Source organism: Candidatus Firestonebacteria bacterium RIFOXYD2_FULL_39_29 (assembly GCA_001778375.1).
Classification (GTDB): Bacteria; Oederibacteriota; D2-FULL-39-29; order D2-FULL-39-29; family D2-FULL-39-29; genus D2-FULL-39-29.
This window is the reverse complement of sequence record MFGV01000001.1, coordinates 1-19,004: the sequence shown is the minus strand read 5'-3', so window position 1 is coordinate 19,004 and position 19,004 is coordinate 1. Positions and strand designations below refer to the sequence as shown.

Below are 19,004 nucleotides of genomic sequence, written 5' to 3'. Positions count from 1 at the left end.
CTTTACAGATTAACGGGACATCTATGCTGGAAAACATTACAGGTCATGATAATCAGAAAAAAATACTTGCGTCTTCTTTTGTCAATAATAGAATGGCGCATGCCTATCTTTTTCTCGGAAAAGAAGGGGTGGGAAAAAAAGCATTGGCTGTGGAGTTCGCCAGGCTGGTTAATTGCGAACATCCTGATTTCGAAGCTTTCCGGTCATGTTCCGGCTGTGATTCCTGTGAAAAACAATCAAAATATTTAAATCCTGATATTGCGGTAGTGGAACAGGACGGCGCTACTATAAAGAAACTCCAGATTAAAACTTTACTGGAAGATCAGAGCTTGTCTTCTTACTTTAATAAATATAAATTCATAATAATAAACAATGCGGAAAGACTTACAAAGGATGCTGTTCCGATGCTTTTGAAAACCATAGAAGAGCCGGCTGGGAAAAGAGTGTTTATTTTGATTGCAGCAAATCCGTATTTTATTTTACCGACTATAAAGTCAAGATGTCAGGTGATAAAATTCGGAGGTCTGACTTTGGAGCAAGTGAGAGATATATTGATTTTTAAAAGTAATGCCAAAGAAAGCATAATTGAATATGCGGCAAGGGCATCTGAAGGTAGTGCGGCAAGAGCATTGGAGCTGATAGAGGAAAAGAACCTTGAGTTAAGAGAAATAATATTCCGGATGTTGGAATCTTATTATTCAGCCAAACAACTCTTTGAAATTAAAACGATAAAGAATAAATTTGAGAAATTTTCTATTATGACCACGGATATTCTTGAAAGTTTCTTTTATGATGTTTTTAAAATGAAGATTGGGAAAGGTTTGATATTTAATTCTGATAAAGAAAATATGATTAAAAAATATTCCGCTCTTCTTCCGTTGGAAAGTATTTCAAATATTATCAGGGATCTGGATGGCTCAAGAAGCCTGATATCCAGAAATCTAAGTATGAATCAGGATCTGGTCATTAACAGTATTTTGGTTAAAGGGGATATAAGAAATGGATGAAACAATAAATAAGCAATCAAATCCCGGTGAAAATCAGGAAAGAAAGTCTCAGGTAAACGAAGGTTCTTCTAATCCGGGACACGTTTGCTCTTGTGCTGATGGCAGCGGTTGTCCTCATGCTGCAGCTCCAGCAGTTCCTGTTGCTCCTGCAGCTCCAACAGCTTCTGCAGTTTCTTCCGCTTCTCCGGTTTTTCAGATTCATGTAAGATTCAGAGACAGATGTAAACTGTTTAATTGCTTTTCATATAACGGGAGTATAAAAGAAGGGGCTAACTGTGTAGTAGATTCAGAGGACGGGCCTCAGTTTGGACAAGTCGTTAAATTGCCAAAACTTATAACGGACGGTAAAATAGACGGTTTAATGAAGATTCTAAGAGTTGCTTCGCAGGAGGATATAAAGCATTATTATGAGAACATTCAGAAGGAGAAAGATGCTTATAAATCCTGCCAGCAGAAAATTGAGGAGAAAAGTCTGGAAATGAAACTTGTAGAGGCTGATTTTTCCCTGGACCGTTCCAAGATAGTATTCTATTTCACTGCGGAAAAAAGGATGGATTTCAGGGAGTTGGTCAAAGATCTTGCATATCTCCTCAAAGCCAGAATAGAGATGCGGCAAATTGGTGTTCGTGATGAAGCAAAGATGCTTGGAGGCTACGGTTGTTGTGGAAGAGAGTTGTGTTGTGTTTCTTTTCTTAAGGACTTTATTCCGGTTACAATAAAAATGGCAAAAGAACAGCATTTACCTCTTAATCAAACAAAAATATCCGGTATGTGCGGAAGGTTGATGTGTTGTCTTGCTTATGAGCAGGGTCAATATGATTCTGTTAAAGAAGCTGCGCTTGCAAATACAAATAAAATACAGGAAACTAAAGATGTAAAACTTTCAGAACCTCAGACAAAAGCAGCAATTAAGACTCAAAATGCTAATAATGCTTCCAGAGATTGGCAGAATAACAGAAAACAGCAGCATGGGAATAATCGTAATGCTCAGAATAAAGATAAAGAGCCGGGCAGACAAAATAATCAAGGGCAAAAGAGCTGGTATAATAGCCAGCAGCACAGACAAAATAATGCCGGTAACAAGACCGGTGTTGGAAGTGAACTGCCGAAGCCAACGGGTCTTGTGAATCCTGATATTAAGGTTTTCTCTGCTGCTGAAGTGTCCGGAGAAAAAAAGTGAAGAAATATTATGTAACGACACCGATATATTATCCTAATGATGTTCCTCATATAGGACATGCTTATACAACACTTGCAGCGGATATTCTTTCAAGATGGCATAAATTTTTAGGGGAAGATGTATTTTTTCTTACAGGAACTGATGAGCATGGAAAGAAAATTGAAGACGCTGCTTTAAATAATAATAAAACACCTAGGGAATTTGTTGATTCTCTGATTCCTAAATATAAAGCTGCCTGGAAAATATTAAATATTGATTATTCGAGATTTATACGTACTACGGAAGAACAGCATAAAAAAGTTGTATCAGATCTGCTTCTTAAGGTATATCAGAAAGGCGGCATATACAAGGGAATATATGAAGGGCTTTACTGTACCGGCTGTGAAGCTTATTTTCTTGAAAAGGATTTAATTGACGGTTATTGTCCTGTGCATAAAACAAAAGTTGAATTATTAAAGGAAGAAAGTTACTTCTTTAAGCTTTCGGCATATAGAGATAGATTATTGGAACTTTTTTATAAGAATAAGAAGTTTGTAATGCCGGAATCCAGGAGAAATGAAATATTGTTCCGGCTTAAGGAAGGTCTTCAGGATCTTTCTATTTCCAGAAAGAGTTTTAAGTGGGGGATTGAGCTGCCTTTTGATAAAAATCATATCACCTATGTATGGTTTGATGCGCTTACGAATTATATTACGGGGGTAGATTATCCGTCAGAAAAATATGAAAGATACTGGCCGGTCGATGTCCATTTGGTGGGAAAAGATATACTCTGGTTCCATTCGATAATCTGGCCGGCGATGTTAATGGCCGGTGAACTGGAGCCGCCTAAAAGTATTTTTGCGCACGGTTGGTGGACTTTTAATAAAGAAAAAATTTCAAAATCAAGAGGGAAAGTCATAAATGTAGATGAGCTTGTCGCGATTGCAGGGGTAGATGCTGCAAGATATTTTCTTTTTGCGGAAACTACTTTTGGGCAGGACGGAGATTTTTCATCTGAAGGATTACTTAGAAGGCGTGATAATGAACTTGCAAATGATCTTGGTAATCTGGTAAGCAGGGCAATTGTAATGTGCGAAAAATATTCCGAGAATAAGGTGCCTGCGTATAGTTCTGCATCTGCTGCTGAAAAAGAAATAGAGGACGCTGCCTTATGTGCAATAACTGCGGTGAATAAATCAATGGAAGAAATAGATTTTTCAGGAGCTCTTCAGAACACCTGGGTTTTTATACGCCTGTTAAATCAATATATTGAGAAGACTGCTCCATGGAAACTTGCAAAGGCTGACGACCCGGAACGGTTAAAATGTGTGTTATACTATTTGTTGGAAGGGATAAGGATTATCTCTCTTCTTGTTTATCCTTTTATGCCGGAAACCTCCGTGAAAATATTAAATCAACTGGGTCTGGGAGCCGGGCATATTAATAGTGACCATAAGAAAATCATGGAATTCGGATATTTAAAATCCGGGACATTATTAGTAAAAGGACCTGTTCTATTTCCAAAAGAAAAAAAGGAAAAAGAAAATGCTGGTTGATTCTCATGCCCATTTGGAAGATGATAAGTATTCGGATGATAGAGCGAGAGTAATTGAAAATGCAAAAATTGCGGGCTTAAAGTATATTATTAATATAGGCACGGATGTTGAAGGAAACAAAAATTCCTTAAAAATAGCAGCAGAATATGATAATATATATTGTACGTTAGGGCTTCACCCGCATTACTGTGCGGAAGTGGACGAAACAGCCTATGACTATATAAAAACAAATGCTTCAAATAAGAAAGTTGTGGGTATAGGGGAAACAGGACTTGACTATTTTAGAAACACCTGTTCAAAAGAGGATCAACATAAGGTTTTCAGACGGCTTATTGGTATCGCCCGGAATCAATGTCTTCCTCTGGTTATACACAGCAGAGACGCCAGTCTTGACACGATAAGAATAATAAAAGAAGAAAACGGACAGGAAGCCGGAGGAGTACTCCATTGTTTTACAGGAGACAGAATGCTTCTTGACGAGTTTCTTAAATTTGGTTTTTATATTGCCGTTGGCGGGGCTGTGACCTATCCGAGTGCTGCGGTTTTGAGAGAGGCTGTTAAAGAAATACCGTTAAGTCGTTTGCTTTTAGAAACTGATTGTCCTTATTTGGCCCCTCAATCAAAAAGAGGGCAGAGAAATGAACCTGCGTTTTTAAAAGAAACTGCAGAGAAAGTTGCCGGGATTAAAGGCATTACTTTTGAAAGTGTTTCAAATTGGTCTGAGTTAAATGCAGGTTATTTGTTTAAATTGGGAGTAAAACAAAGAGGTAAGATAGTTTATGAGATAAATGGTTCTTTGTATATAAATTTGACCAATAGATGCTCCAACCATTGCAGTTTTTGCGCTAGAAATGAAAGTACGCTGGTAAAGGGACATGATTTAGCAATTGACCGTGAGCCGACAGCCGGAGAAATAATAGAAGCAGCAGGAGATGTTTCAAAATATAAAGAAGTAGTTTTCTGCGGTTTTGGAGAACCTATGATCAGGTTTGAAGTTTTAAAGGAGATAGCTTTAAGACTAAAATCAAAAGGCGCCAGAATAAGGATTGATACTAACGGTCAGGGTAATCTTATTCACAGGAGAAATGTTTTACCTGAATTAACGGGTTTTGTAGACGCAATTTCGGTTAGTCTGAATGCGCCGGACTCTGTAGGCTATCAAAAACTGTGTTCATCACAATTTAAGGAAGCTGCTTATTCCGGTGTGAAAGAATTTATAAAAGAGGCAAAAAAATATATACCGGAAGTAATCGCAAGTGTGGTTACAGTTCCGGGGACGGATATTGAAGCTTGCAGAAAAGTGGCGGAAGAAGAACTAAAAGTAAAATTTAAAATAAGGCAATTTGGAAAGGTAGGATAAGTAATGAAAAATATTATTATTATCGCAGGTTTTCTTATTGTAACTCTTTTGACCGGAAGCGTGTATTTCAATCCATTCAAAGGTAATGTAAAAATTCTTGTAGACGGTAAGATAGTGGAAGCGGATGTTAAAAACTGTACGGTTTACGATGTGTTAAAGGAAAAAAAACTTTCCCTGGAAATTCAGGATATTGTTTCTCCGAGTTTAAATACACTTGTGACAGACGGGATGATGATAAAGATTCAAAGAGTTAAAGAAGCAAATATTACAGTTACAGAAATAGTAAAAGCAGAAACTGTCAGGATCTGGGATAAAAACCTTAATATTAATGAAATAGTAGATCTTCAAAATGGTATTGATGGCTTTCTTGAAAAAGAAGTAAAAGTGAGATATCATGATAATAAAGAAGTTTGGCGCAAGGTATTTAATATTTCTAATCAAAAAAAACCGGTAAACAGAGTTGTTATACAGGGTACAACAAAAGCAAAAAGAATGTACATGATGACCAAAAAAATGACTGTTGTCAAGGTCTATAGTCTTCTTGCTACAGGGTACTATCCCGGACCTGAAGATTGTGGTCCCTACGCTGATGGTTTAACTGCGAACGGCATGAAAGCAGGTTATGGTGTATGTGCAGTGGATCCTAAACTTATACCTCTTGGAACAAAGTTATATGTTGAGAATTATGGGTATTGTATTGCTGCTGATACCGGCGGGAGCATAAAAGGTAATAAGATAGATCTTTGCTTTGATGAATATAAAGATTCAAGTACTTATAATCCGAAGTATGTAAAAACTTATGTCCTAAAATGAAAAAGATAGCGGTAATTGCAGATGATTTAACCGGTGCGAATGATGCCGGTTCACAGGTGTTTCTGCAGGGATATACCTGCTGTTCTTTGAATTCAACAGGTCTTAAACAGGGAAAGCTTGTGGATGTTCCGGTTTATAACAGTTCAACAAGATTGTTGAACGGGAAAAAAGCTTATGCAAAAGTTAAAAAAATGGTTCTTTCACTTTCTGAATATGATTTAATATATAAAAAAACTGACTCAACTCTGCGCGGAAATATCGGACAAGAGATAGACGGGTGTGTAGATGCATTGAGAACTAATAAGGCTGCGTTTGTTACCGCTTTGCCTGCTTTGAAGCGCTGCAGTGTTTATGGGAGGTTATTTCTTGACTCCGATGTCATAGAAAATACTGAATTTGCTTTAGATGCCTTGAATCCGGTTTTAACTTCTAATATAATTGAATTATTAAAGAACCAGTCAAAATACTGTCCGGTACTTGTAGAGATAGATATAATAAGAAAAGGTTCAGAGGCTGTACTTAGTTTTATAGAAAAGCAGGTTGAGTATAACGGTAAAAAAACTGTTATTTTTGTTTTTGACTGTATTTCAAACACGGATCTTGAAATAATATCTAAAAGTTTGAAGGGTTTCAGAGTAATAGCGGGGGCCTCGGCTCTTGTTAAGTATTTGTTGAAAAAAAAGAAGAGAAAAAAGTTCAAGCCGGAGATTAATATTGAAGCCGGTCAGGCTTTTTTTATAGGAAGTATGAAAAAAATCACGCATGAACAGCTGAGTCTGTTTAAAGATTATATGGGAAAAGAAAAATTTGATCCGTCAAATAGACGCATGACAAAACAGAGAACTGTTATTTTTTCGGTAAAAAAAACAAGTAAAGCTGTGTATGATAAAGCAGAAGGGAAACGTATAGACGGGAAATTTGCCAAAGAGGCAGTCAAATTGTTTAAAGAAAGAGGATATGGAAAATTGGTTTTGTCCGGAGGGGCTACTGCTGAGAATATTTTTAAAGCGCTTAATATTAATTTTACAGAAATAACAGGAAGTATTTTATCCGGGATACCTTTGACCTACAGTCCGGAGATAAATTTATATGTTGTGACAAAACCCGGAGGTTATGGAGATAAAAATGCTCTAATTACTATTTTTAAAAGACTAAAGGAGCTGCAATGATTTCAAAAAAAGATGTTCTTCATGTGGCGAAACTTTCACATTTGAAATTTGAAGAGAAAGATCTGGACAAGTTTGCTCTTCAATTAGAAGGCATGATAGAATTTGTTGATAAACTTAAAGAGGTGAATACTGACGGTATAGAACCTACTTCAAGCGTTATCCCTGTTACAAACGTAATGAGGGAAGATGAGCTCAAACCTTCTTTTAGCCGGGAAAAGGCGCTATCAAATGCTCCGGAGAAAGAGTTGGGACATTATAAGATTCCAAAGATGATGGAGTGAGAAAATGAATTTTACAGAAATGAAAGCCCATGAACTTGCAGAATTAATAAGATCAAAAAAAGTCTCTTCAAAAGAGGTAACAGCAGCATTTATAGAAAGGATTAAAAAGCTTAATCCAAAGTTAAATGCATTTGTATCCGAAGAATTTGAAAGTGCTTTAAAAACTGCGGAAGATAATGATAAAAAACTTTCCGCTGGCGTAAGTATTTGTTCTCCGTTGTTTGGAGTTCCTGTAGCTCTAAAGGACAATATGTGCAGTGAAGGGACAAAAGTTACCTGCTGTTCGAAGATATTGAATAATTTTATCTCGCCTTATGATGCAACTATTGTTGAGAAATTAAAAAATGCCGGAATGCCTATACTTGGCAAGTGTAATATGGATGAATTTGCCATGGGATCTTCTACTGAAAATTCTATTTATGGACCATCTTTAAATCCGTGGGATGACTCAAGAATACCGGGAGGTTCTTCAGGGGGCTCAGCGGTGGCTGTTTCCGCCGGACTTTCACCATTATCTCTTGGCTCAGATACCGGAGGTTCCATTCGTCAACCTGCATCTTGTTGCGGCGTTGTCGGTTTAAAGCCTACTTATGGAAGGGTCTCAAGGTACGGATTGATAGCTTTTGCTTCTTCTCTTGATCAAATAGGTCCGATTACTTCTGATGTGGAAGATAATGCCGCTTTACTTGAAATAATTGCGGGCTATGATAAAAAAGATTCCACCTCTATTAATAAAGAAGTTCCTGTGTATTCGAAATATTTGAATAAAAGTATTAAAGGCATGAAAATTGCACTGCCCAAAGAATATTTTGGAAAAGGCGGTTTGTCTGAAGATGTTTCGAAGGCAGTAAATGAATCAATAGAAACCTATAGAAAACTTGGTGCTGAATTTGGAGAGGTAAGTTTACCGCATACGGAGTATTGCCTGGCGGCTTATTATGTTATAGCCACAGCGGAAGCCAGCTCAAATCTTGCGAGATATGACGGTGTTCATTACGGCTATCGAAATAAAGAGGCAAAAACACTGGGAGAGATGTTTACAACTACGAGAGCTTCCGGTTTTGGAAATGAAGTTAAGAGACGAATAATGCTTGGTACATATGTTCTAAGCGCCGGTTATTATGATGCCTATTATTTGAAAGCGCAAAAAGTTAGGACTTTGATTAAAAGAGATTTTGATAAGGTATTTGAAAAGTATGACTGTGTGCTCACGCCGACGGCGCCGACTCCGGCATTTAAACTTGGAGAGAAAGTCTCGGATCCTATTCAAATGTATCTTTCTGATATATTTACAATTTCTGCCAATCTGGCGGGGATTCCCGGGATTTCTATTCCTTGCGGTATTTCTAAGGACAACCTTCCTATAGGCCTTCAGCTTATTGGTAAACCTTTTATGGAAGGTGAGCTTTTAAGTCTTGCTCATGCTTTTGAGCAAGCGAGCAAAAAAGTAACGTCAAAGAAACAAGGGATATTTTGATATGAGTCATATTCGAATTCTTCCTGAAGAACTTGTTAAAAAGATTTCCGCCGGAGAAGTCATTGAGAGACCGGCTTCTGTAATTAAAGAACTTCTGGAAAATTCCTTAGATGCCAAATCCGGGCGAATTTCTGTAGAAATCAGACAGGGAGGCAAAAAGCTTATAAAGGTAAAAGATGACGGTATAGGTATGGAACCGGAAGATTTAAAGATTTGTACAGACAGGCATACTACCAGTAAAATTAAAGAATTGGAAGATATTTATAATATTAATACTCTTGGTTTTAGAGGCGAAGCGCTATCCTCAATAGCTGCTGTTTCTAAACTTGAAGTAACAAGTTGTTACAAAAAATCAAAAAATGCATATAAGTTGTCAGTTAACGGAAAAAATAAGGAAATTATTGTAGCTAAGGCTTCAAGCGGCACTCTTATTTGCGTTAATGAGCTTTTTTACAATGTACCGGCCCGGTTGAAATTTTTGAAGAGTGTAGAGACTGAGACCGGGTATATAAATGATATTATACATATACTGGCAATATATAATTATGCGGTTTGTTTTGAATTAAAATCGGATGGAAGAGAATTGCTTTTCGTTGAACAAGTTAAGACGATGAGAGAACGGCTTTATCAGTTGTTTGGAGAGAACACGGTAAAATGTCTGCTTCCTGTGAAGTGTGAGCAGTCCGGAGTAAAGATAGACGGTTTTATATCCTCTCCCCAGGAATTAAAAAGCAGTAGAAACTATATTTATACTTTTGTGAATGGCCGCTTGATAAGTGATAAAACAATAAACCACGCAATAGTCTCCGGTTATGGGAATCTAATACCTTTTGGAAAATATCCGTTGGCGGTTCTGGATATCAAAATTAATCCGGGACTTATAGATGTGAATGTACACCCGACAAAAAAAGAGGTCAAATTTTCCAACGGTGCCCTGGTTCATAATGCAGTGGAAAGTGCAATAAAAGAATCTCTGATAAGCGGGAAACCGGTCCCGGCAATTACGCTTGAGGGAGCATCTCAAAGCGGAACTATTAAGAATATTGGCAGTTATTCCGGTGATAATAATAATTCGCGATTAGAGTCAATACCTGCCGCTTTTGAAAATAGAGCCTCTTTTGTTCAGGAGGTTCTTCAAGATGAAAAAAAATACCGTCTAAAACCGATTTATCAGGCAAAAAGCATGTATATCATAGCTGCTGACGAAGAAGCTGTATACATAATTGATCAACATGTTGCGCATGAAAAAGTGCTTTATGAGAAGTTGAAAGACAAAAAACAATCTTGCGGATCCCAGCAGTTACTTACGTCAATAAGTGTTAGTTTAAAATACAAGCAAGTTAAAATACTTAATGATAATATAAAAACTTTTAAGACATTTGGTTTCGATGTTGAGGCTATCGGGAAAGATACTTTTATGATTAACGGAGTCCCTGAATTTCTTGCAGGAAAGGATTCTGAAAGAGTATTAATTGAAGTTATTGAACAGCTTGAAGAAGATAATCGTAACTCTAGCTCTATCAGTGACAAAGCAGATTTAATAGTTAAGACATTAGCTTGTCATTCGGCTGTGAGGGCGGGAGATTCTTTAAGCTATGAGTTAATGCTTATATTAATAAATAACTTTATTGAATGCGACCTGCCATATTGTCCTCACGGTAGACCGGGGATAATTAAGATAACCTTTGATGAGCTTGATAAAAAATTCAAAAGAACTTAAAAATGCCTCTCTTCTTGTAATCCTTGGGCCGACCGCTTCAGGTAAGACGGACATCTCTCTCAGGCTGGCAAAGGAGCTGGAAGGAGAAATTATTTCCGCTGATTCATTGCAGATTTACAAGGAGTTTGATATTGGATCTGCAAAACCTGATGAGCGGCAATTAAAAACGGTTAAACACCATCTTATTGGTACTATATCTCCTAAAACAGAGTTAAATGCATTCGATTATTCAACTATGGCAAGGCAGTCCATAAAAGAAGTTGTTAGTAAAGGTCGTTTTCCTATATTGGTTGGCGGTTCGGGTTTGTATGTTAGAGCTGTATTAGACGGCCTTTTGAAGGTGGAAGGTTCTTTTAAGGGAGTCAGGCAGAGTATAATTGATGAAATAAAAACAAAAGGACTTAAATTCCTCTATGAAGAGTTAGTCAAATCAGATCCTGATTCTGCAAAACATATTCACTTTAATGATGAGATGAGGATAATAAGAGCGCTTGAGTTGTTTAGAGTTACAAATAAATCCAGAAAGGAAATTGCGAAGTCTGCAATTCCTTTAGATATCGGAAGTACGGTTCTCATCGGGCTGAATCTTGAAAGAAAAGAGCTTTATTCCAGAATAAATGATAGAGTTGATAAAATGCTGAGTGCGGGACTTTTGAATGAAGTGAAAACTATAGTTGATAAGTATGGGTTCGAAATTTCTCAGTTAAATGGTCTTGGTTACCGGCAATTTGCAGATCATCTTAAGGGGCTTATCACTTTTGAAAAAGCTGTATATTTAACAAAAATGAATACCAGGCACTATGCAAAGCGGCAGATTACGTGGTTTAAAAAAGATCCAAGGGTTAACTGGGTTGATGCTAAAGAAGATATAGATATATTATTAAGATACATTATCTCTAAAATAAAGGAAAAAAAATGCCTATAGAAAAAGGAGTACTTTGCGGAATTTCTACCGAAGGGGCAGATTCTTATAAAGAAACAGAACTGCTTGCGAATACCGCTTCAGTGGAGATTCTTGAGACAGTAATTCAAAATAGAAGTATTCCTGATGCGACTTATTTTATTGGAAAGGGAAAAGTTGATGAAATTCGCCAAAGAAGCCGAGAAATAGGCGCGGATGTTATAATATTTAATAATAATTTAAAGCCAAATCAGCAGCGTAATTTGGAAGAGTCTATTAAAAGAAAAATAATAGACAGGTGTACTCTTATTCTTGATATTTTTGCAAGACATGCAAGGACAACGGAGGGAAAGCTGCAGGTAGAATTAGCTCAGCTTATCTATTTATTGCCGCGGTTATCAGGAAAAGGAATAGAGCTTTCTCAGATGGGTGGAGGTATTGGAACGAGGGGGCCGGGTGAGACAAAGCTGGAAGTTGATAAGCGTAATATACGGAGCCGCATAGAATTTTTAAAAGGAAAGCTTGATGATGTAAGGGCTCATCGAAAAATAATGAGAGAGGGACGAAAAGCCAAGGGGTTTCTGAATGCGACTCTCGTAGGTTACACTAACTCCGGAAAATCAACTTTGCTTAACTTGTTGACAAAATCTAATGTTCTTGCTGAAAATAAGCTGTTTTCAACACTGGACCCGACAACCAGAAAACTGTACCTTTCATCTAAAGTCAGTATTCTGTTGACTGATACTGTTGGATTTATCAGAAGCTTACCGTCTGAACTGGTGACATCATTCAGGGCAACTCTTGAAGAGATTGAATATTCTGATATCATAATTATGATTTTAGATGCCGGCAGATTAGATCTTGACATTCAAATTGAAGCTGTATACAGGGAGCTTCGCGAGTTAAACGTCCTAAATAAACCTATTTTGACAGTGTTAAATAAAATAGATATGACTCAAAAATCCAGAATTCTACGCTTAAAGAATGACTATCCTGATGCTGTATTTGTCTCAGCCAAAGAATCTATGGGAATTTCAACACTCCTATCAAAAATATCTCTCATATCAAATGAGTTATTGACAAAAAGCTAATACTTTGCTAAGCTAATTATATCTAACTTAAAGAAGGATATAAAATGCATTTGAATGTCCCAGTTATAGATGTATTATTGTTTATATCAATTTTGCTTCTTGTTTTATCTATTAGCTGGCTTTTTTTAAAACTTAAAAATGAGAGTAGTTCACTTTTAGGGCAGGTACAGAATTTATTTGATCAGTTTAAAATAATTAATAGAAGTAGTGAATTGATAACTTCCTCTAATGCCCCCAAGGATATTCTTAATGTCATAACAATTGAAGCCGGGAAAATTATTAAAAATGTTGCCGTTGGCATTTTTCTTTTCGAAAAAGATGATGATATTTCTGTTATTACCGGAAATGAAGATTTTATTAAATGGGTTAAAGAAGTTACATTAAATACAATAAAATTACAAAAGTTCTGGGAGGATACAAAAGCAGGAAAACAGGTGGAAATAAAATCTCCGGCGAATGTAATTCTCGTGAAAACAGGGGTAATTATACCGGTATTAATAAAAGGTAAAGTTACCGGAGCTCTCTTGTTTTTAAGTCTTGAAGATCCCCGGCTGTTTTTAGAAGCAGAAAAAAAATACATGAAAATATTTGCTTCGCAGATATCTATTGTTATTGAGAATAAAAAGCTCATTGATCAGGAGAAGGCCTACAAAGAGGAATTGCTGGGTATAAATGCTATTACTGAGATTGGTTTACTTTCTTTAACCACGGAAGAGGTTTTAGAGGTACTGATTAACAGGTTTGTAAGTATCTCTAAATCTGAAAGTGCGGTAATATTTATGAAATCAGCCAGAACAAATGAATGTGCCGTAAAAGCAGTGTGTGGCTTTAAAATAAAGAGAGAATCTAATTTGCTGAAAGAAAATCAGGAAGTTGTCGACAATGTCTTTACTTCCGGAAAATTTGTAAGAATTACCGGTAGAATCGGTTTCCCGCTTAAAACTAATAATGAGGTTTTTGGTTGTATTGTTGTATATAAAGATAATATTACGGAAAGGGAATTGTCCCATTATTCTAATCTTATAGAAAAGGCTTCAATAATAGTTGAACGCGCAAAGATGAATGAGAACACGGCGACTATTATTAATGAACTCTCTGCAATATCCTATATTGGAAACGTGATTTTATCAACGTTAAAGCTTGATGATGTTTTAAATCTCATATCAAAATCTGTTTGTGAAATGATGGATGCAAAAGGTTCAACTTTAAGACTGCTTAATGAAAAAACCCAGGAACTTGAACTTTGTATATCTTATGGCTTGTCGTCAAAATGCATGGACGGTCAACATCTTAAAGTATTTACAACCAGTGAAGGTGAAGTTGTAGAAACACATCAAATAATGGTTATTGAAGATTTGGAAAACAGTAAATATGAAATGTCAACTCCATTAATAGCTGAGGGGATTAAGTCTCTTGTTTGTATTCCGCTTTTAGCGAAAAACAAAGTCATCGGTATTTTAACTCTGTTTTTCAGGCATAAACGTGAATTTTCCGGTAACGACCGGAAGTTAATGTTGATTTTTACTTCCCATACTGCTATTGCAATAGAAAATACCAGGTTATTTAAAAATTGGAAAGAAATGTACCTGAATGTTATTAAATCTTTTGCCACAGCTCTTGATGAAAAGGATAACTATACTAAAGGTCATTCAGAAGAGGTTTTAAGGTATGCGACGGATATTGCATTAGAAATGGGACTAAAAGAAAATGAAATGGAACTTCTTCAATACAGCGCAATTCTTCATGATATAGGTAAAATCGCAATAAGCGACAATATTCTAAAAAAACCCGAGAAATTGACTAAAGAAGAGTATGAAGTCATTAAAAAACATCCGGTTATTGGATCAAATATTCTTGCGAATATAGAAGAATTTAAAGATGTCGCAAAAATCATTGCGCACCATCATGAAATGTACGGAGGAGGCGGGTATCCTGACGGGTTAAAAAAAGAAGATATTCCAATACTTTCAAGAATCATAACTGTTGTTGATTCCTTTGAAGCAATGACTTCAGACAGACCCTACAGAAAGGCTATGAGCCATGAAAAAGCCATACGTGAATTGGAAGGCAATAAGTATACGCAATTTGATCCTTCAATAGTGGATGTTTTTGTGAAAATTATGACAAAGAGAAAGAATGATAAGTCAAATTAACAAATTTGTAAATACGTTTATCACTGAGAATCGTCTCAGATTGATGCCCTGGCTGGTCAGGACATCAACTCTTTTAATTCTGCTTCTTCTTGCTGCCTTTGTTTTTCTTGACTTCGAAGAAATTAATGATCTTTATCTGAAATACGGAATTTTTATTCTTTTTGTCTTTTTTTTCGTAAGGAACGATGTAAGCAATTATTGGCAGATTAGAGGGCTTCAACATATGTACAACGAGTTTAAAGAAATTAACAGGGTTACCGAAGCTTTAAGAAGTACTATGAATCTGGAAAATGTACTCGATATGATTTTGCATAATCTTACCCGCGAACTTAAATATGAGAGGGCTTTTATATTCCTGACAGTAGAAGAAAAACAAAAAACGGTTTTACGCGGAGAAATAGGAATGGGGGTTTTAAACGAAGTTCTTCGTCAGCAGTTTTTTAATTTAGATGAAACAACCGGAATAATCTCAAGGACTGCGATAGAGAAAAAACCTTTTATAATAAAAGATGCGAAAAATGATCACAGATGCGAACAACATTTGATTGAATTATTAAACCTTAAAGAATTTGCCACAATACCGTTGATCGTAAGAAATAATGTACTTGGTGTACTGGTAGTTGTCGCAGACGGGTTCACTAAAGCTGCAATTTCTGCGGAAGATCTTACTTTGCTTGAAATTTTCGCAAATCAATCGGCTATCGCTATTCAAAATGCAAGATTTTACGAGAGAATTGAACGTCTGTCCTTCTCTGATGAATTGACGGGTTTGTATAATCACAGATATTTTCAAGAAAAATTGAGAGAAGAATATAAAAAAGCAAAAGAAAACGGCAAATCATTATCTTTGATATATTTTGATATAGATGATTTTAAATATTATAACGATACCTTTGGACACCTGGAAGGCGATAGTATTTTAAGAGCTATAGGAACACTTGTACATTCTACGCTTGAAGAAAGTGCTTGTTCTGCAAGATACGGAGGAGAAGAATTCGCAATAATCCTGCCAGGAAAAAACAAGGATGAAGCATTTGAATTGGCTGAGGAACTCCGGAAAAATGTAGAAAAATATGAATTTGAATATAAGAAAAAATCACGCACAAAGAACCTGACCATAAGTCTGGGTATTTCTTCTTTGTCCGGTAAAAATAATGGACCGAGGGATCTTATTGATATTGCTGATAACCGGCTTTATACCGCAAAGAAAAGCGGCAAAAACAAGGTTGTGAAAGTATGAGAACTTTGACAGTCCCTAATTTTCTCACGGTGTTGCGCATTATAGGTGTTCCTATATTTATTATTTTTTTCAGAAAGAGCCTGCCTATTGCGACCTTAATATTTTTCTTGGCAATTATTACTGACGTCATAGACGGTGTTGTCGCCAGGCTTTCGAAATCCCGGAGTTTACTGGGAGCTATGCTGGATCCCCTGGCTGATAAATTACTTATTGATACGGCTTTTATTCTTTTTGCGCTTAATAACTACATTCCGGATTGGATTGCGATAGTAATAATCAGCAGGGATGTTTTGCTTATTATTGGCTGGATATTAATGTATATGATTACTTCAAATATAAAAGTAGAACCCAGTATTTTCGGAAAAATTACCAATTTTTTTGAAAGTACTTCTGTTATGCTTTTGTTGCTTAATGCAGTTTTTGCTTTTAATTACAATCTGGAAATAGAAATTTACATGTATATTACCGTATTATTGTGTACAATTTCTCTCGTAGATTACAGTATAAAGGGGATTAAAAAATTTGGATAAAATATTATTTCAAATAACCGGTGCTGTTTTGCTTTCGTATATGATCGGATCAATTCCTTTTGGTCTTTTAATCGGGAAATTGTTTTATAAAAAAGATATCAGAGAATTGGGAAGTAAGAATATAGGCGCGACAAATATTATGAGAACTTTCGGAACTTTTCCGGGTGTATCTGTCTTGCTTCTGGATGCTCTTAAAGGATTTCTATGCGTAGTCTTTATTCCCGGATTGTTCGGAATTACTGCAGCAGCTGCTGCTTTTACAGGAGATACTTCCAGATTTCTGCCAATACTGATCAGTGCTTCAATACTCTGCGGTTTAGCGGCAATAGTCGGTCACAACTGGTCGTTTTTTCTAAAGTTCAAAGGCGGAAAAGGTGTAGCAACAAGTATAGGAGTTGCTTTGGCTCTTGCACCGATAGAAGCAATAGTAGCCTTTTCAGCTTTTGCGATATTAGTGTTTCTGACGAGATATGTTTCTGTAGGTTCCATTATTGGCTCCATTATTTTTCCGGTAACAATGTTTTTTTCCGGAGAATCTTTGCCTCTTCAGTTATTCGGTGTTCTGGCTTGTGTAATGATAATAATCAGGCATCTTCCAAATATAAAAAGATTATATAAAGGGACGGAGAATAAGATATGGCAGAAAAAGTTGCAATTATAGGTGCCGGAGGCTGGGGCACAGCATTGGCATTGGTACTTAATGAAAATGGTCAGAATGTTACTATTTATGAATATTTAAAGCCCTATGCAAAATATTTAAACAAGAAAAGAATTAATACAAAATTTTTACCGGGAATTAAAATTCCTGAGGGTATAAAGATTACAGCTTCGCTTTCTGATGCGGTAAAAGAAGCGAAAGCTATTGTAATTGCAATACCATCAAAATTTGTAAGAAGTGTTTTGGATAAGTTAAAAAACGAGAAAATCAGAAATGATGTTGTTGTTTTGAGTGTAGTTAAAGGTATTGATACTAAAACATTGGAGAGAATGTCTGAGATAATTAAAAAAAAGTTAGGTAAAAAAATAAAACTGGCTGTATTGTCAGGTCCCAGTCATGCGGAAGAAGTTGGTCGAAAGATGCCTACAGCCGTGATAGTCGCTTCAAAGGACGCAAAAATTGCATCTTATTTCCAAACTTTATTTTCAAATAAATATTTCAGAGTCTATACCAGCAGGGATGTGATAGGGGTTGAGCTTGGCGGTGCATTAAAGAACGTTATTGCCCTTTCCAAAGGCATTCTTGATGGAATGGAATTGGGAGATAATACGAAAGCAGCTTTACTGACCAGGGGAATGGCTGAGATGAAAAGATTAGCTCTTAAGCTTGGTGCAAAATCCGAAACTTTAAACGGTTTGGCCGGTTTTGGAGATCTTATAGTTACCTGTATGAGTCCGCATAGCAGAAATCGCAGTGTTGGAGAGCGAATTGGGCGGGGAGAAAAGCTTTCAAAAATATTAAAGTCTATGGATATGGTAGCGGAAGGTGTAACTACATCGGCAGCTGTTTTCAGGCTTGCTAAGAAGGAAAAAGTAGATATGCCGATAGTGGCTGAGACTTATGGCGTGCTTTTTAACCGGAATAATCCAAAAACAGCCGTTAATAATCTTATGCAAAGAAAGCTGAAAAAAGAAGAAAATTTCTAAGGGGATAAAATGGAAACAGTTACGAAAAATAATCTGGTCAAAAAAGTAGTAGATCTTGGTGTAAACGGCAATGTAGCTAAAGTTGCGGTTCAATCCTTTATTGACTGTATTGTTGATTCCTTAAAGAATGGAGACAAGGTTCAAATCAGCGGTTTTGGAACGTTTATTATAAGAACAAGAAAAGAAAGAGTCTGCAGGAATCCAAAGACAGGCGAGAAAATTGTTGTTCCTGAGAGGAATTCTCCTGCTTTTAAACCGAGTGAAATACTCAAAAAAAGGATAGAAAATGGAAAATAATCCTGCTCAAGAAATACAGATTCCGGATAAGTTATTTTTTACAATACGAGAGGTAAGTGATATTACCAAAGTTAAGTCATATATTCTCAGGTATTGGGAAAAGCAATTCAAAATTCTAAGACCGGTAAGAAGCATTGGCGGACAACGTGCCTATAGAAAAAAAGATATAGAAATGGTATTATTAATCCAGCGCTTACTGTATAACGAAGGATTTACGATAGATGGTGCAAAAAAGAAACTAAAGGATTTGAGGAAAAACGAAGTTCAAATGGAGATTAATTTTAAAGAACTTGAACTTGTAGAGACAATTGATAAACTCAAAAAAAAGCTTAGTGACTTAAAGAAGACAATGGAGTAATATATATTTTCTGTATGTAGTTGATGTGATATCGGGGCGTCCGCTGTGAAACAGCGAGACCTCGCCGGAAAACCGGTCCTCAAATTAAAAGTCGCTTCTGTCCTTTATTCCGCAGGCCTGCTTTATTTCCCTTTGCGACTTCTTTAATCCATATCTAACCCAAGTTCCGCTGAATTAGGCATATTTAGACTCATTTCCCTTATTTAAAGCCTTTTTTTATTAAAGGTCTGTACCACATTTCAATTTCA

At 36.3% G+C, this 19,004-nt stretch carries 18 protein-coding genes; all 18 read left to right on the top strand.

Features of this window, described 5'->3' with window-relative positions; genetic code table 11:
• Nucleotides 1–23 precede the first annotated feature (23 nt).
• Genes A2536_07420 through A2536_07335 form a run of 18 tightly spaced genes read left to right on the top strand, consistent with a single transcriptional unit; the run spans nt 24 to nt 18,756 of the window.
• Complete coding sequence (locus A2536_07420) at nt 24–1,007, top strand: hypothetical protein (protein ID OGF48461.1); 984 nt, start codon at nt 24–26, stop codon at nt 1,005–1,007.
• Nucleotides 1,000–2,187 (top strand): hypothetical protein, encoded by a 1,188-nt coding sequence (locus A2536_07415; protein OGF48460.1) that lies wholly within the window; start codon nt 1,000–1,002, stop codon nt 2,185–2,187. Before A2536_07420 ends, A2536_07415 begins: the two co-directional genes overlap by 8 nt.
• Complete coding sequence (locus tag A2536_07410) at nt 2,184–3,722, top strand: methionine--tRNA ligase (protein OGF48459.1); 1,539 nt, start codon at nt 2,184–2,186, stop codon at nt 3,720–3,722. Before A2536_07415 ends, A2536_07410 begins: the two co-directional genes overlap by 4 nt.
• Nucleotides 3,712–5,082, top strand: coding sequence for a radical SAM protein (locus tag A2536_07405; protein ID OGF48458.1), 1,371 nt, complete (start codon nt 3,712–3,714; stop codon nt 5,080–5,082). Before A2536_07410 ends, A2536_07405 begins: the two co-directional genes overlap by 11 nt.
• Nucleotides 5,083–5,085: 3 nt before the next feature.
• Nucleotides 5,086–5,895 carry a hypothetical protein gene (locus A2536_07400; GenBank protein ID OGF48457.1) on the top strand — a complete coding sequence of 270 codons (810 nt, stop codon included), beginning with the start codon at nt 5,086–5,088 and terminating at the stop codon, nt 5,893–5,895.
• Complete coding sequence (locus A2536_07395) at nt 5,892–7,064, top strand: hypothetical protein (GenBank protein OGF48456.1); 1,173 nt, start codon at nt 5,892–5,894, stop codon at nt 7,062–7,064. The genes A2536_07400 and A2536_07395 overlap by 4 nt, the downstream gene beginning before the upstream one ends.
• A complete protein-coding gene (locus tag A2536_07390; GenBank protein OGF48455.1) occupies nt 7,061–7,345 on the top strand; it encodes an asparaginyl/glutamyl-tRNA amidotransferase subunit C in 285 nt (94 codons plus the stop codon). The genes A2536_07395 and A2536_07390 overlap by 4 nt, the downstream gene beginning before the upstream one ends.
• A 4-nt stretch (nt 7,346–7,349) precedes the next feature.
• On the top strand, nt 7,350–8,822 hold the full coding sequence (gene gatA / locus A2536_07385; GenBank protein OGF48454.1) for an aspartyl/glutamyl-tRNA amidotransferase subunit A: 1,473 nt from the start codon (nt 7,350–7,352) through the stop codon (nt 8,820–8,822).
• A gap of 1 nt (nt 8,823) precedes the next feature.
• The gene (locus A2536_07380) at nt 8,824–10,542 is read left to right on the top strand and encodes a hypothetical protein (protein ID OGF48453.1); all 1,719 of its coding nucleotides are present in this window, start codon (nt 8,824–8,826) and stop codon (nt 10,540–10,542) included.
• Nucleotides 10,511–11,467 (top strand): tRNA (adenosine(37)-N6)-dimethylallyltransferase MiaA, encoded by a 957-nt coding sequence (locus A2536_07375; GenBank protein ID OGF48452.1) that lies wholly within the window; start codon nt 10,511–10,513, stop codon nt 11,465–11,467. Before A2536_07380 ends, A2536_07375 begins: the two co-directional genes overlap by 32 nt.
• Nucleotides 11,458–12,534 (top strand): GTPase HflX, encoded by a 1,077-nt coding sequence (locus A2536_07370; GenBank protein ID OGF48451.1) that lies wholly within the window; start codon nt 11,458–11,460, stop codon nt 12,532–12,534. Before A2536_07375 ends, A2536_07370 begins: the two co-directional genes overlap by 10 nt.
• A gap of 44 nt (nt 12,535–12,578) precedes the next feature.
• Nucleotides 12,579–14,687: a hypothetical protein gene (locus A2536_07365; GenBank protein OGF48450.1), complete on the top strand. Its 2,109-nt coding sequence runs from the start codon at nt 12,579–12,581 to the stop codon at nt 14,685–14,687.
• Nucleotides 14,671–15,927, top strand: coding sequence for a hypothetical protein (locus A2536_07360; GenBank protein ID OGF48449.1), 1,257 nt, complete (start codon nt 14,671–14,673; stop codon nt 15,925–15,927). The genes A2536_07365 and A2536_07360 overlap by 17 nt, the downstream gene beginning before the upstream one ends.
• A gap of 5 nt (nt 15,928–15,932) precedes the next feature.
• Nucleotides 15,933–16,457 (top strand): hypothetical protein, encoded by a 525-nt coding sequence (locus A2536_07355; protein OGF48512.1) that lies wholly within the window; start codon nt 15,933–15,935, stop codon nt 16,455–16,457.
• A gap of 40 nt (nt 16,458–16,497) precedes the next feature.
• Nucleotides 16,498–17,118: an acyl-phosphate glycerol 3-phosphate acyltransferase gene (locus A2536_07350; protein OGF48511.1), complete on the top strand. Its 621-nt coding sequence runs from the start codon at nt 16,498–16,500 to the stop codon at nt 17,116–17,118.
• Nucleotides 17,094–18,101 carry a glycerol-3-phosphate dehydrogenase gene (locus A2536_07345; protein OGF48448.1) on the top strand — a complete coding sequence of 336 codons (1,008 nt, stop codon included), beginning with the start codon at nt 17,094–17,096 and terminating at the stop codon, nt 18,099–18,101. The genes A2536_07350 and A2536_07345 overlap by 25 nt, the downstream gene beginning before the upstream one ends.
• Nucleotides 18,102–18,110: 9 nt before the next feature.
• Nucleotides 18,111–18,398 carry a hypothetical protein gene (locus A2536_07340; protein OGF48447.1) on the top strand — a complete coding sequence of 96 codons (288 nt, stop codon included), beginning with the start codon at nt 18,111–18,113 and terminating at the stop codon, nt 18,396–18,398.
• On the top strand, nt 18,388–18,756 hold the full coding sequence (locus A2536_07335; GenBank protein OGF48446.1) for a hypothetical protein: 369 nt from the start codon (nt 18,388–18,390) through the stop codon (nt 18,754–18,756). The genes A2536_07340 and A2536_07335 overlap by 11 nt, the downstream gene beginning before the upstream one ends.
• The last annotated feature ends 248 nt before the right edge of the window (nt 18,757–19,004 follow it).

What these genes read in the sequence shown, in the direction of transcription:
- A2536_07335 (OGF48446.1), top strand. Translation starts at nt 18,388, where the DNA reads ATGGAAAATAATCCTGCTCAAGAAATACAGATTCCGGATAAGTTATTT.
- A2536_07365 (OGF48450.1), top strand. Translation starts at nt 12,579, where the DNA reads ATGCATTTGAATGTCCCAGTTATAGATGTATTATTGTTTATATCAATT.
- A2536_07345 (OGF48448.1), top strand. Translation starts at nt 17,094, where the DNA reads ATGGCAGAAAAAGTTGCAATTATAGGTGCCGGAGGCTGGGGCACAGCA.
- A2536_07405 (OGF48458.1), top strand. Translation starts at nt 3,712, where the DNA reads ATGCTGGTTGATTCTCATGCCCATTTGGAAGATGATAAGTATTCGGAT.
- A2536_07340 (OGF48447.1), top strand. Translation starts at nt 18,111, where the DNA reads ATGGAAACAGTTACGAAAAATAATCTGGTCAAAAAAGTAGTAGATCTT.
- A2536_07390 (OGF48455.1), top strand. Translation starts at nt 7,061, where the DNA reads ATGATTTCAAAAAAAGATGTTCTTCATGTGGCGAAACTTTCACATTTG.
- A2536_07415 (OGF48460.1), top strand. Translation starts at nt 1,000, where the DNA reads ATGGATGAAACAATAAATAAGCAATCAAATCCCGGTGAAAATCAGGAA.
- A2536_07400 (OGF48457.1), top strand. Translation starts at nt 5,086, where the DNA reads ATGAAAAATATTATTATTATCGCAGGTTTTCTTATTGTAACTCTTTTG.
- gatA (OGF48454.1), top strand. Translation starts at nt 7,350, where the DNA reads ATGAATTTTACAGAAATGAAAGCCCATGAACTTGCAGAATTAATAAGA.
- A2536_07380 (OGF48453.1), top strand. Translation starts at nt 8,824, where the DNA reads ATGAGTCATATTCGAATTCTTCCTGAAGAACTTGTTAAAAAGATTTCC.
- A2536_07360 (OGF48449.1), top strand. Translation starts at nt 14,671, where the DNA reads ATGATAAGTCAAATTAACAAATTTGTAAATACGTTTATCACTGAGAAT.
- A2536_07350 (OGF48511.1), top strand. Translation starts at nt 16,498, where the DNA reads ATGATCGGATCAATTCCTTTTGGTCTTTTAATCGGGAAATTGTTTTAT.
- A2536_07375 (OGF48452.1), top strand. Translation starts at nt 10,511, where the DNA reads ATGAGCTTGATAAAAAATTCAAAAGAACTTAAAAATGCCTCTCTTCTT.
- A2536_07370 (OGF48451.1), top strand. Translation starts at nt 11,458, where the DNA reads ATGCCTATAGAAAAAGGAGTACTTTGCGGAATTTCTACCGAAGGGGCA.
- A2536_07420 (OGF48461.1), top strand. Translation starts at nt 24, where the DNA reads ATGCTGGAAAACATTACAGGTCATGATAATCAGAAAAAAATACTTGCG.
- A2536_07395 (OGF48456.1), top strand. Translation starts at nt 5,892, where the DNA reads ATGAAAAAGATAGCGGTAATTGCAGATGATTTAACCGGTGCGAATGAT.